The sequence below is a fragment of the Streptomyces longisporoflavus genome (assembly GCF_014649775.1).
GTDB classification, from domain to species: Bacteria; Actinomycetota; Actinomycetes; order Streptomycetales; family Streptomycetaceae; genus Streptomyces; species Streptomyces longisporoflavus.
Map to the genome: position 1 here is coordinate 60953 of NZ_BMTR01000025.1, position 12164 is coordinate 73116.

The window sequence follows — 12164 nt, forward strand, 5'->3', positions numbered from 1 at the left end:
CTGTCGGATCTCGGGGCGGTGGGGTGGATCAGCGGGGACGAGCGACGTCAGCCAGAGGTCAACTTCCAGGATGCTGGCCCCTTTTGATCCGCCGGGTACTGCTGGAGGCGCCCGTCTTCGGTGACGTACAAGGACATCTGAGTGATCGCGTTCGTCAGCCGGTAGCCGTCCGCCGTCCTCGCCAGTTGCCACCGCTGCAGGGTGTTGGCCGGGTCGCACATTTCCGGGGTGACCGAACTGCCGGGCTCCAGCGGCACGTTGAGCGTGAGCCTGCCGTTGCGGGTCTCCAGGCAGCGGCCGTCCGTCGCGGACTTCAGCGTGACGTAGCCGTCGGCGGTGCGCTTGATCTCGTAAGCGGCGGGCTCGGCACGCCCCTTGGTGTCGCGCAGGGTGTACGTCCCGTCGGCGACCGGCGGCCTCGTCAGATCCCGCCAACCGGGCGCGTGGCCGACCGACTCGGCGCGTTCGGCGAATCCGGCGTACGTCGGGTCGGGGTGCGCGGAACCCCAGGTGACCTGGGCGACGTGGCTGAGCGGCATCGCCATGGAGGCCGCGACCTCGTTCTCGGTCTCGCCCCGGCCGTTGTCCGGCCACAGGCTGATCTTCGCGCCGGTGATGCCGTCCCGCGAGGCGAGTTGCTCGCCCTCGAACTGCCGCGGGTCCCACGCCTTGTCGTACAGCGCCTCGGTGTCGGTGTGGAAGCCGCCGCGGACGAGGTAGAGGGAGTAGGCGGCATTCTGCACCGGGTAGCCCCGCGCGATGAGTTCGCTCGGCTTGGTCTTCACGTCGAGCCAGTGCTCCACGCTCGTCCCCGCCGCGACCGGCACGGTGTTCGCACCGGTGAGGCCGTCGTTCCAGATGCGCAGCTGTTTGCCCTTGTCCGTCGCGTACGCGTGCACCCGGTTGATGAAGTCCACGAACGCGTCCTGCGGGGTCGCCTTCTCGCCGTACTTCTTCTTCGCGTATGCGAGGACGTGGGGATACTTGGCGAAGTCGGAGCCGAGCATGTACTCGTCGGCGCCCATGTGCCAGGACTTCGCGGGGAACACCTCGGCGTACTCGTCGATGAGGCTGGTGTAGTACGCGAAGGCCTCGTCCTTGGTGATGTCGAGGCGTGACGGCTGCGGCTTGCCGTCGGAGTCGGTGAGCTGGAGGTCGGTGCGCTTCTCCAGCCAGGGGTCCATGTGTCCCGGCGAGTTGATCTCCGGGATGATCGTGACGTGGTACTTCTCGCCGAGGGCGACGAGGCGGCGTATCTCGCTCTTGGTGTAGTAGCCCCAGCTGTTGGCCCCGGGGTGCTTGTCGCTCTTCACCTTGAGTTCGAGGAGCAGCTGGTTCTGTTTGTTGTACGCCATGTCGCGTACGAGGTTCTCCAGCCAGGGCGTCGTGACGTGGATGTAGCAGGCGCAGACGCCCACCCCGCGCTCCTTGTACCGGGGTACGTCGACCGTGTGTCCGCCCGGTACGCGATCGTCCCGGGCGAGGAGCTGGAGGAGGGTGCGGGTGCCGTAGAAGGCGCCGGCCCCGGTCGCGCCGGTGATCTCCAGGCGTTTGCCCGCGCGGAGGTCGTATCCCTCGGCGCCGAGTGTTCTGCGCCCGGGCGCGACGTCGATCACGATGTCGCCGTCGCGCGGGGAGCCGCCGGTGACCGGCACCCGGCCCTCGCCGGCGGCGCGCAGGTCGTCGGCGAGGGTGCGGGCGACCTCGCGGGCCGCCCTGCCGTGCGCGACGAGCCGGGTGCCGGGGCCGACGGCGTAACTCCCCTTTTCCGGCGTCCAGTCGGTGAGCGCGGGGACGGTGCGGGGCGGGGCGGTGTCGGGCTGCGGGGTCCCGGCGGCCTGAGCCGCCGGGACCGGCGCCGCGAGCAGCAGCAGGGCCACCGCGGCGCCTCGCAGCCGGCGCAACCGCCCTGGCCGCGCACGGGGCGCCAGCATCATGCGCATGTCAGTCATGACATCCGATGATTCAAGCGCCCCATGAGGGTGTCAATGTATTGCTCGCGACGGGGACTTGGACATTTGCTCTGCCCCGAGCCGACCCATCGGATGAATGTTCAGGACGGAATCCTCAGCCGGGCCAAGTGCCCGTCAATCTGCGGGCGGCGACGGCGCCCCCGCGGTCGACGGCCGCCTTGACCACGGCGAAGATCGCGCCCTGCAACGTGGCCGCCAGCAGGATCTCGCCCCAGCCGCGGTCCTCGTCGGTGGCGTCGGGCGCGTCCTCGTCGTGCCCGGCCACCTTCCACGTCTGTTTGAACAACCCGCCCGCGACGACACCGGCGAGCGCGCCGAGCGCCATCCCGAACGGCTTGTACACGATCTTCGACGCCTTCACAGCGCGCTCCCGTGCTTCCGCTTGCGCCGCACCAGGACGTACGTGGCCGCCAGCACCGCGCCGCCGGCGATGTAGGCGGTGCGGCGGTTGCGGACCTGCTCCGGTGCCTTGTCGTGCCACACCTCCGTGGCCTGGCCTGCCGCCGCCTTCACCTGCCCGGTAGCCGCCGCCGCCTTGTCCTTGACCTGGTCGGGCACCTTTTCCTGCAGCACGTGGGCGGCATCGGTGGCCTTGGCCACCGCCTGCCCGCGCAGCTCCGCCGCCTTCGTGGCCGTCTGGCCCTTGATGGCGACGGCCTTCTCCTGCGCACGTGTCTTGACGTCGGCCTTGGCCGCCAGCGCCTCGACCGTCTCGCCCAGATCCTGGCGGGTCTGCTCGACCTTGGCGCGCAGTTCCCCGGTGTCGGCGGTGGGCTTGTCGTGGGACTGGGTCATCGCTGTGCACTCTCCTTGATCTCTGCGACATCGGCCTTCACGCCGCCGATGGCCTGCTCGGGGATCGGCGGAGCGGCCCGGCCGACTTCCTTCTTGCCGGTCATCGCAAGCACCGCTGCGATCAGGCCGAGGACGGCGGTGACGATCAGCCCCGCGGCCCACACCGGAAGCGGCACCGCGAGCGCCGCGATCGCGGTGGCGACAAGCGCCTGCAGGGTCAGGAAGCCGACGAGACCGGCCCCGCCGAACAACCCGCTGCCCTTGCCGTAGCGCTTGGACTTCTCCTTCATCTCGGCCTGCGCCAGACGCATCTCGCCGCGCACCAGCTCCGTCAGCTGCTGTGACGCACGCTGCACAAGGTCACCCACCGGCTCACTGCCGGTGGTGGTCTGTCCGCTGCCGGCACGGCCGGTGGTGTGCGGACCTGTCTGGGCCATCGTCATCAACCTCCTGTCTGTTCTGCGGCCGAGTACCCCGATCTCCTCGATCGGCACCTGGCAGGGGCCGCAGTCGTGCGGGGCGGCGTCACTCCTCCATGCGCCGGTGGTTCTCCTCCGTGCGCGGGTGGTCCTCCTCCATACGCCGGTGGTCCTCCTCGTCCCACGCGCGCGTGTCGCGGGGCGGTACGTAGGGCTCCTCGTCCGCGGGGAGGCCGCCGGCGATGGCACGCTGGCGGGACAGCTCCGCGTCGAACTCCAGGCCGAGCAGGATCGCGATGTTGCTGAGCCACAGCCACACGAGGAAGATGATCACGCCGGCCAGCGCGCCGTAGGTCTTGTTGTAGGAGCCGAAGTTGCTCACGTAGAAGGCGAATCCGGCCGAGGCGATCAGCCAGACCACCAGGGCGATCGCGCTGCCGGGGCTGACCCACTTGAAACCGCGGCCCTTCACGTTCGGCGTCGCCCAGAACAGCAGCCCGATCATGAAGGTCACCAGGACGACCAGCACCGGCCACTTCGCGATCGACCACACGGTCAGCGCCGCGTCACCGAAGCCGAGGGCCGAGCCCACCGTGTGGGCGAGACCGCCGGTGAACACCACGATGAGCGCGCTGACGACGGCCAGCGTCAGGAGCACCACCGTCACGCCCACCCGGACCGGGAGCACCTTCCACACGGGCCGCCCCTCGGGCATGTCGTACACGGCGTTGGCGGTGCGGATGAAGGCCCCCACGTAACCGGAGGACGCCCACACCGCGAGGACGATGCCGACCACCGCCATGACGGAGCCGAAGCCGCCCTGGCCCCGCAACTGCTCCACGGCGTCGCTGATGATGTCCTTCGCCGAACCGGGCGCGAGTTTCTCCAGATTCTCGAGCAGCCAGTCGATCGCCGACTCCCCCACCACTCCGAGAAGGGAGACGAGGACCAGGATCGTCGGGAACAGCGAAAGGACCCCGTAATAGGTCAGTGCGGCGGCCCGGTCCGCCAGCTCGTCGTCCTGGAACTCCCTGACCACTCCGGTGACGACCGCCCGCCAGGACCTCTTGGGCAACTGCGTGGGTTCGCCCGGCCCGCGCTCCGCGCTGTACTCGGCATTCGATGTTCCGCTCATACTTTCCGGAGTAGCCCGCATTCGTCCGGTCATGCACGGCCGCTCGCGCGAAACCCGCACACGCCGCGTGCCCCCTGCCGGGATCAGAGGTCCTGAAACCGGCAGGGGGCACGCGGCGAAGCGGAGGGATCAGTCGATACCGGGGAGGATGTGCGGCTCCGCGAGGTCGTCCTCGTAGCCGGCGAGACGGATCGGGGCCGCTTTGGCCCACGAGTCCAGGTTGCTCAGCTTGCGTGGCCTGCCGGCCCGCTCGCCGCCGCGTTCCGCCGGTCGCTTTTCCTGCTTCGTCAGATCTGGTGTCACCGCGCACTCCTCTGTGTCGCGTAACGGAAGGACAAGGGCAGTCCGGTCGCGGTGGCGCCGTCGTTCAGGCGGGATCGCGGCCACGGTTGCAAGCCTGTCCCAGGGCGGCAGAGGGGTGCTTGTGGTCCCCTGGAGGCCGTCCGTTGGCATCAGATTAACCAAATGAGCAGGCTCGCGCTCTATGGATTCGACTGATGAGGTGGATTTCGGTCATTTGGTGGCGGTGTGGGGGTGTCCCTCGGGCCCTGGACTTCCCAGAGTGTTGACCCCATGGGCCTTTCCGTCACTCCATGGGACCGTACGCGGATGACTTCTGCGCAGGCACGGGAGGACGCGGTGGCTCTGGTGACCGGAGCCTCGCGAGGCATCGGGCTCGCCGTCGCGCGGGCCCTCGCGCAGTGCGGACACCGCCTGGTGATGACCGCCCGCGAACCGGACGCCCTGGAGGCCGCGGTGGCCGCACTGCGCGCGGAGGGGGCACAGGCCGTCGGATGCCCGGGCGGCGTGGCCGATTCCGGTCGGGCGCGGACCGCCGTGGCCCTCGCGATGAGCGAGTTCGGGCGGCTGGACGTGCTGGTGAACAACGCCGCGACGAACGCCCCTTACGGCGCGCTGATGGACGTGGACCTCACCCGGTGGCGCGCCGCCTTCACCGTGAACGTCGAGTCCGCGCTGCACCTGACGCAGCTCGCCTGGCGCGCCTGGATGAGGGAGCACGGCGGCGCGGTGGTGAACATCTGCAGCGAGGGCGCGTCCCATGTGGGCCCGAACGTGGGCGCGTACGGCACCAGCAAGGCGGCGCTGCTGCACCTGACGGCGCAACTCGCGGGCGAACTGGCGCCCCTGGTGCGGGTCAACTCCGTCTCCCCCGGGCTTATCCGCACCGAGATGGCCCGCTTCGTGTGGGACGGCGCCGAGGAACAGCTCGCGGCGAGCCTGCCCCTTGCCCGCATCGGCGAGCCGGAGGACGTGGCGCGGGCCGTGACATGGCTGGCCTCCGATGCGGCCGAATGGGTGACCGGCGCGGATGTCCTGGTGGACGGCGGGACCAGGGTGCGGGCAGCGGCCGGCGGCACCGCTCCGTACGCGGTGCACGAGCGGCTGCGGACGGCGGCGCCCGGCGAGGCCTGACACGACGGCCGGCCGGTCACGGTCAGCGACGGAAAAAGACCCGCCGCTGACCGTCTGCTACCACTTACCCGGCGCGTAGTCCTTCAGGAAGACGCCGAACAGGTCCTCGCCCGCCTCGCCGCGCACGACCGGGTCGTAGACCCGCGCCGCGCCGTCGATCAGGTCGAGCGGGGCGTGGAAGCCCTCGTCGGCCAGGCGCAGCTTGTCGTAGTGCGGGCGTTCGTCGGTGATCCAGCCGGTGTCGATCGACGTCATGAGGATGCCGTCGGTCTGGAACATCTCCTGGGCGCTGGTCCGCGTCACCATGTTCATCGCGGCCTTCGCCGCGTTGGTGTTCGGGTGGCCGGCGCCCTTGTAGCCGCGACCGAAGACGCCCTCCATCGCCGAGACGTTGACGACGTAGGAACGGCCGCTCGACGCCTTCTTCGCGGCGTCGGCCATGGCCGGGCGGAGCGCGCTGATCAGAATGAACGGCGAGGTGTAGTTGCACAGCTGGGTCTCGAGGAGCTCCACCGGGGAGATCTGCTCGATGGTCTGCACCCAGGTGTTGCTCTCGACGACGTCCGGGACCAGGCCGCCGGCGTCGATGGCGGTGCCGTCCAGGTGCCGGGCGACGCTGGCGTTGCCCGCGACCATGGCGAGGTCGGCGACCTGCTGCGCCTCCAGGCCGCTGGTGCCGACGGGCAGCGCGGCAAGGCCGTCCACCCCGCCGGAGTTGAAGGCGCCGATGACGGAGTGGGCGGGCAGTTCGCCGGCGGGCAGCGGCGCGCCCTCGCCGTCGACCAGGGCGGCGTAGGCGGAGGGCAGGCGGCGCACGGTCTGCGTCGCGTTGTTGATCAGGATGTCGAGCGGTCCGGCCGCGGCGACCCGCTCGGCGAGCGCGACGGACTGGGCCGGGTCGCGCAGGTCGATGCCGACGATCTCCAGGCGGTGCAACCAGTCGGCCGAGTCGTCCATCGCCTTGAAGCGGCGGATGGCGTCCTTGGGGAACCGCGTAGTGATGGTGGTGTGGGCACCGTCACGCAGGAGACGCAGCGCGATGTACATGCCGATCTTGGCGCGGCCGCCGGTGAGCAGCGCGCGCTTGCCGGTGAGGTCGGTGCGGGCATCGCGCTTGGAGCGGTTCAGCTCGGCACAGTCCGGACACAGCTGGTGGTAGAAGTAGTCGACTTCCACATACCGGGTCTTGCAGGTGTAGCAGGAGCGCGGGCGCTGGAGTATCCCCGCGATCCGGCCCTCCTCGGTCCGCGAGGAGGGCAGCAGACCCTCGGTCTCGTCGTCGATCCGCTCGGCGGAGCCGGTGGCGGTGGCCTCGGTGACCGCCTTGTCGTGCGCGGTCTTGGCGGCCCTGCGCTCCTGACGGCGGCGCTGCTTCACGGTCCGGTAGATCCCGGCCGTGGCACGGCGCACCGCGATCGCGTCGGGGTGATCGACGTCCAGCTTGTCCAGTTCGTCGAGCACACTGAGGCAGACGGCGAGCCGGTCGGGGTCGATGCCGGGGCCATACTCGACGGCCTCCCCGGCCGGACCGGCAGCCCCCGGACTGTCCTCTGTCACCGTCATCGCCGCTGTCCTCGCGTCACTCATGCCGCGGCTCGTCGGAGTGACCGCGGAAGCTCCAAAGAAGAGAACTTTACGTAGCGACCGGCCCCTCTACCAAACCCGGCCGCTGTACGCACGCTTCGACGAGGCCCGCGAGTTCCTCCCGCACACCGCGCGCGAGAACATCCAGGTCGGGTACGGCGGCCGCGTCCGCGACCAGACCGAAGTGCACCCGGCCCCGGTAGGTCGACACCGCGACGGCGAGCGCCTGCCCCCGGGCCAGCGGCGCGAAGGGGTACACGGCGGCCAGCGGGCAGCCGCCGAGTTTCAGGCCGAGGCTCGGCAGCGGGACGCTGGTGACGAGGATGTCGAAGAGCAGCCGTGCGGCCTGCGCGACGACGGGACCGCTGAGACGGTGGCCGAGCGGCGGCACGTGATCGGCGAGCAGCGCGACCGCGCCGGCGCCGCGCTGGGGACCCGCGTCCTTGTTGCGGTCCATGGCGGCCCGCACCGTCCTCAGCCGCGCGAACGGGTCCGGGTCGCCCACGGGCAGCCGGACCAGATACCCGGAGAGCCGGTTGCCCTGCGGCTGCACGCCGCGCGGCCTGCGCCGGGAGACCGGGACCAGGGCGCGCGGCTCCACGCCCTCGCTGCCGTCGCCCCGCTCGTCGAGCCAGCGGCGCAGGGCCCCGGCGACCACGGCGATCAGTACGTCGTTGACGGTGCCGCCCACGGTCTTGCGCACGCGGTGCACGTCGTCCAGGTCGAGCAGCACGCCCGCGGTGCGCCGCGTGCCGGTGGCCTCGGACGTGAGGGCGGCCGATGACCGTGCGCCCAGGGTCGCGCGGGCGACGGACGAGCCGATGTCGAGCGCCTGCCCCGCGTCGGCGACGGTGTCGCGGACCAGACCGGGCAGCTTGCGCGGGTCAGGCAGCCAGGACCACCGGGAGGCCGCGGGCTCCGCGGGGGCCGGGCGCGCGGCGGGCAGGTCCGTGGGGTCCATGACGGCGGCGGCCAGCATCAGGGCACGCAGCCCGTCCGCGAGGGCGTGGTGGAACTTGAAGAGGACGGCGAAGGAGGTGCCGTCGGCCCCGGGCAGCACATGCGCCTCCCACGGCGGCCTGCCGCGCTCCAGGGGGCGCTGCATGAGCGCGCCCGCCACGGCGTGGAAGTCCCCGGTGGGCTCGGCGAGGCAGACGTGGTCCAGCGGGTCGAAGCCGGGCGAGGCCGTGCGGACGGCGCCGCCGACCGGCAGCCAGACCGGGCGGATGCGCAGCCGCAGTCCGGGCACGTCGGCCGCGCGGGAGGCGAGGAGCCGGGCGGCGCGCCCGGTCGCGTCGGGCGAGTCGGCGTCGAAGACGCCGAGTGCCCCCAGATGCATGGGGTGCTGCGCGGACTCGATGCTCCAGAAGGCGAGGTCGAGAGGCGCGAGCAGGTCGGAGGGCTCAGCAGTCTGCGCTTTCAACGGATTCAACGGGCTGCTCTCGCGTCGAGGACGATGCGGGGGATGGCATGAGTGTGCAGTCAATCGCCGTTGCTCGATTACGGTCAAGTACGATCAAGCTACGCACAGTTAACAACAGGTTAAGGCCCGCCTCTCTGGGAGAGGCGGGCCTGGTGGTGCACAAGTGGCGTATGTCTTACGTCACTTCAGCGCGGGCGGTCACTTCAGAGCGGGCGGGGCCGCGCTCGCCGACGTGCCCCACCGCGAGGGCTTGTCGCCCACCGAGAAGGAGAGTTCACGGGTGCCGCGGATGTCGTCCGTCGTCAGGTACGTCTTGCCGTAGTCGGCGCCGTCCGCGCGGGCCGACTGGATGTACCGGTCGGTGTCCGAGGTGCCCGGCGCCTTCACCGTGAGACGCCCCTTCGGGTAGTAGCGCCGGTCGAGGGTGAGGTCGACCCGCTCGAAGACGGGCGTGGACAGACCCCACGTGTCGGTACCGGGCTGGACCGGGAAGACCCCGATCGAGGACAGCACGTTCCAGGCGGACATGGTGCCGAGGTCGTCGTTCCCGGTCATGCCGGTCGGGGTGTCCGTGAAGAGGGTGAGCGCGGCGTGCACCACGTCCGTCGTCTTCCACGGCTGCCCCGTCGACAGATAGGTGTACGGGGCGATGAGGTCGGGCTCGTTCTGCGGGTTGTACTTATCGGCGTTGTAGTAGTCGTAGGGGCCGTTGACCCACACCTCGCGCGCGGTCTTCGCCGGGTCCTTCAGGAGCTGCTCGTAGGCGAAGAACGAGTCGAGGCGGTCGTTGGCGGCCTGCTTGCCCCCGATGAGATCGACCATGCCGGGCAGGTCCTGCGGCACGAGCCACTGGTACTGCCAGGACGTGCCCTCGTGGAAGCCCTCGCTCTTGGCCGGGTCGGCGGGCCCGGTGAACTTGCCGTTCTCGTCCCGCGCCCGGAAGAACCCGGTCGAGGCGTCGAAGATCTTGCGGTAGTTCTGCGCACGCTCCGCGTACCGCTTGGCGTCGGCCTTGTGCCCCAGCTCACCGGCCATCTGCCCCAGCATCGCGTCCGAGAGGGCGTACTCCAGGGTCGCGGAAGCACCGTGGTCGTAGTCGGAGTCGCCGGGCTTGGCGTGCGGGCGGCCCTTGATGTACGGCGCGAAACCGTCGCGCAGGTACTCCTTGTTGGCCTCGCGGCCCACGGGAGCGGAGTCGGCGGGCGGCACGCCGTCCGCGTTCTTCTTCAGCGCGCGGTACGCCTCCTCCTCGCGCCCCTTCAGCAGGCCCTGCTGGTAGGCGTTGGTGAGGAAGGGAGTGACGGGGTCGCCGGTCATGATGTTCGTCTCGACCGTGCCGTAACCCCACTTGGGCAGCCAGCCGCTCTCCTCGTCGATCTTCAGGACGGAGAGCGCCATGTCACGGGACTCGTGCGGCGCGAGCAGGGACAGGAGCTGGGCCTGGGTGCGGTACGTGTCCCACAGGGACCAGTTCTGGTAGTAGGTGAAGCCCCCGTCGTCAGCAGTCCGGTGGATCTTCTGGTCCCAGCCCGTGTACCGGCCGTCGACGTCGCTGCCGATGTTCGGCGCGAGGAAGGAACGGTAGAGGGACGAGTAGAAGGTACGGCGCACGGTCTCGCTGCCGCCCTGCACCTTCACGTCGTCCAGCCGGTCCTCCCACGCCCGCTGGGCCGCCTTCGCGACACGGTCGTACGAACGCCCGCCCTCCGCGCGGAGGTTGAGCGCGGCGCCCTTGGCGTCGACGTACGAGAGGGCGGTGGTCGCCTCGACGGTGCGGTCCTTGGACGTGTCGAACCGGACGTAAGCGCCGTTGCGCTCCTCGCCCGCCGACGACTTCTTGGAGCCCGCCGTGACCGTGTCGCCCTTCCAGGTGCCTGATGCGGTGAAGGGACGGTCGAAGCGGGTGATCGTGTAGACCGTGTACGGCTTGGTGTCCTGGCAGAAGCCACTGCCGGTGATCGCCGTGCGGACCGTACGGCTGTCGAGGATCTCGACCTCGGTGCTGCCCGTCTTGTGCAGCGACTGGCCCGCGTTGAGCAGGACGTTGGCCTTGTCCGTGGCGGGGAAGGTGTAGCGCTGCACTCCGGTGCGCTTGGTGGCGGTCAGCTCGGCGTCGATGCCGGACTTGAGGCCCACCTTGTAAGCGCCGGGGCTCGCCTTCTCGTCGTCGTGACTGAACTCCGCCGCGTACTTCGCGTAGTCCGTCTCCTTGATGTCGCCCGTGGTGGGAAGCACCGGCAGATCACCGCCCAAACCGCAGCCCACGCCCGAGAGATGGACGGTGGAGAAGCCGCGGATGTGGGTGTCGGAGTGGTCGTAGCCGGTGTTGTGGCCGGTGTCGGGCGAGAACTGGACCATGCCGAAGGGCACGGCAGCGCCGGGATAGGTGTTGCCCTCGTTCTCGGTCCCGATGAACGGGTTGACCAGGTCGGTGAGGCGACCGTCCGCTGCCGGGGCGGCCTGCGCCGCCGGTATGGCGAGGGCTCCCCCGAGGAGCGCGGCCGCGACCGCCGTCACCCCCGTGCCGCGTAGCCGTCGAGTCCATCTCATGGGTGGGAACGCCTCCTTGGACAACGTTGTCAGAGCGCGGAACGCGATCATTCTTCGGGGGTCGTGTCGTGTGCGTCAAGGGGTCGGAGGCAGGGAGAGGGCCGCTGCTCGTCAGGCGGTGTGCAGCCAGACCCGCAGCGGTCCGATCGGCGTGAACCCCTGGCGGACGGCGGCGTCGAGGCTCTCGCCGCTCTCGTATCCGACCACGGGCAGACCGGGCCAGAGCCGGGCGACTTCCGGCAGACAGCCGGCCCAGGCGGACTCCTCGTCCGCCGAGGTGAACAGGTTGGAGATGCCGACTACCGACGCGCTCCGGCTCGCGATCGCTCCCGCCACGATCCGCCCCTCGGAGCGCGCGGCCAGGAACGTCGAGTCCCCGCCGAGCAGTTCGGGGCGGAACAAACCCTCGCTCTCGTCGCCGTCGTTCCAGGCGCTCTCCCACTCGGGCAGCGACCCGGCGTCCGTGAGAGGCCCCCATGTGACGTCCCGCGCCGAGGCCCCGGAAACGGCCTTGCCCGCAGGCCGGTGTATCCACTGCGCCTCGAAGAGCGTCTCGAAGCCCAGCGGCTCCAGGTCGAGGCAGGCGAAGCTGTCCTTGACCGAGCAGCCCGGCGACGCGGTGTCGATCCGGGCCACCAGGTCGGCCGCGGACGCCTGCGGGGTGAGCGAGACGGCGTCCGGATACAGCGGCGGTGTCCGCCGGGTACTGCTCCAAGCCCCTGCGCCGAACTCCCCCGCCAGGCCGTGCGCACGGCAGACCGCGTCACACCACTCGGCGTTGTTGCGGACCGCGGCGCGCACCAGGGCGCTGTTCTCGTCATCCATGATCACGGGCCGATGGTGCACGGAAA

The 12164-nt window shown here is 70.4% G+C and carries 11 protein-coding genes; 1 reads left to right on the forward strand and 10 read right to left on the reverse strand.

Going from position 1 to position 12164, the window contains the following annotated elements; translation table 11 throughout:
- Positions 1–47: 47 nt before the first annotated feature.
- The 6 genes from IE226_RS35240 to IE226_RS35265 all read right to left on the reverse strand — a co-directional run bounded on the left by IE226_RS35240 (position 48) and on the right by IE226_RS35265 (position 4625).
- Entirely contained in the window at positions 48–1943 is a 1896-nt protein-coding gene (locus IE226_RS35240) for a glycoside hydrolase family 20 protein (protein WP_229871739.1), read from the reverse strand.
- Between the two features lie 124 nt (positions 1944–2067).
- The gene (locus IE226_RS35245) at positions 2068–2334 is read right to left on the reverse strand and encodes a DUF4235 domain-containing protein (RefSeq protein WP_190085547.1); all 267 of its coding nucleotides are present in this window, start codon (positions 2332–2334) and stop codon (positions 2068–2070) included.
- The gene (locus tag IE226_RS35250; protein ID WP_190085548.1) at positions 2331–2768 is read right to left on the reverse strand and encodes a DUF3618 domain-containing protein; all 438 of its coding nucleotides are present in this window, start codon (positions 2766–2768) and stop codon (positions 2331–2333) included. The genes IE226_RS35245 and IE226_RS35250 overlap by 4 nt, the downstream gene beginning before the upstream one ends.
- On the reverse strand, positions 2765–3205 hold the full coding sequence (locus IE226_RS35255; protein ID WP_190085549.1) for a phage holin family protein: 441 nt from the start codon (positions 3203–3205) through the stop codon (positions 2765–2767). The genes IE226_RS35250 and IE226_RS35255 overlap by 4 nt, the downstream gene beginning before the upstream one ends.
- Before the next feature lie 88 nt (positions 3206–3293).
- Positions 3294–4322: a YihY/virulence factor BrkB family protein gene (locus tag IE226_RS35260; RefSeq protein WP_229871733.1), complete on the reverse strand. Its 1029-nt coding sequence runs from the start codon at positions 4320–4322 to the stop codon at positions 3294–3296.
- Between the two features lie 129 nt (positions 4323–4451).
- Positions 4452–4625 (reverse strand): hypothetical protein, encoded by a 174-nt coding sequence (locus IE226_RS35265; protein ID WP_167828876.1) that lies wholly within the window; start codon positions 4623–4625, stop codon positions 4452–4454.
- Between the two features lie 306 nt (positions 4626–4931).
- Between IE226_RS35265 and IE226_RS35270 the strand changes: the two genes are divergently transcribed.
- Entirely contained in the window at positions 4932–5756 is an 825-nt protein-coding gene (locus tag IE226_RS35270; protein ID WP_190085551.1) for an SDR family oxidoreductase, read from the forward strand.
- A gap of 57 nt (positions 5757–5813) precedes the next feature.
- On the opposite strand, the gene IE226_RS35275 is transcribed toward IE226_RS35270, so the two are convergent.
- The 4 genes from IE226_RS35275 to IE226_RS35290 form a co-directional block, all read right to left on the reverse strand.
- Positions 5814–7319: an SDR family NAD(P)-dependent oxidoreductase gene (locus IE226_RS35275; RefSeq protein WP_190085552.1), complete on the reverse strand. Its 1506-nt coding sequence runs from the start codon at positions 7317–7319 to the stop codon at positions 5814–5816.
- 70 nt (positions 7320–7389) lie between these two features.
- Positions 7390–8772, reverse strand: coding sequence for a wax ester/triacylglycerol synthase family O-acyltransferase (locus IE226_RS35280; RefSeq protein ID WP_229871734.1), 1383 nt, complete (start codon positions 8770–8772; stop codon positions 7390–7392).
- Positions 8773–8961: 189 nt separating this feature from the next.
- Positions 8962–11313: a GH92 family glycosyl hydrolase gene (locus tag IE226_RS35285; RefSeq protein WP_190085553.1), complete on the reverse strand. Its 2352-nt coding sequence runs from the start codon at positions 11311–11313 to the stop codon at positions 8962–8964.
- A gap of 111 nt (positions 11314–11424) precedes the next feature.
- Positions 11425–12138 (reverse strand): hypothetical protein, encoded by a 714-nt coding sequence (locus IE226_RS35290; RefSeq protein WP_190085587.1) that lies wholly within the window; start codon positions 12136–12138, stop codon positions 11425–11427.
- Between the last annotated feature and the right edge of the window lie 26 nt (positions 12139–12164).